General features: G+C 74.1%; 1 pseudogene. It reads left to right on the forward strand.

The features are described 5' to 3' along the window. Positions 1-386, forward strand: a pseudogene (locus G3I78_RS50680) (citramalate synthase); the annotation flags it as partial.

A 386-nucleotide genomic window follows, 5' to 3' on the forward strand; every position in this document is an offset into this window, starting at 1 on the left:
ACCGACACCGTGACGTTCCTCGTGGGCGAGGGCAGGCGGGTCGTCGTCGACGCGGAGCACTTCTTCGACGGCTACCGGCACGACCCGGCGTTCACGCGGTCCGCCGTGCAGGCCGCGTTCGAGGCCGGGGCCGAGGTCGTGGCCCTCTGCGACACCAACGGCGGGATGCTGCCGACCTGGGTCGTCGAGGTCGTCGAGGAGCTGCGTGACGCCGTCGGGCTCCCGCACGGGCGCGACGCGCTCCCGGGCGACGCGCTGCTCGGCATGCACGCGCACAACGACTCCGGGTGCGCGGTGGCGAACACCCTCGCGGCCGTCGAGGCGGGTGCGGCCCACGTGCAGGGGACGGTCAACGGGTACGGGGAGCCCACCGGCAACCTCGACCT

This window comes from Streptomyces sp. SID13726 (genome assembly GCF_010548375.1).
Classification (GTDB): domain Bacteria; phylum Actinomycetota; class Actinomycetes; order Streptomycetales; family Streptomycetaceae; genus Streptomyces.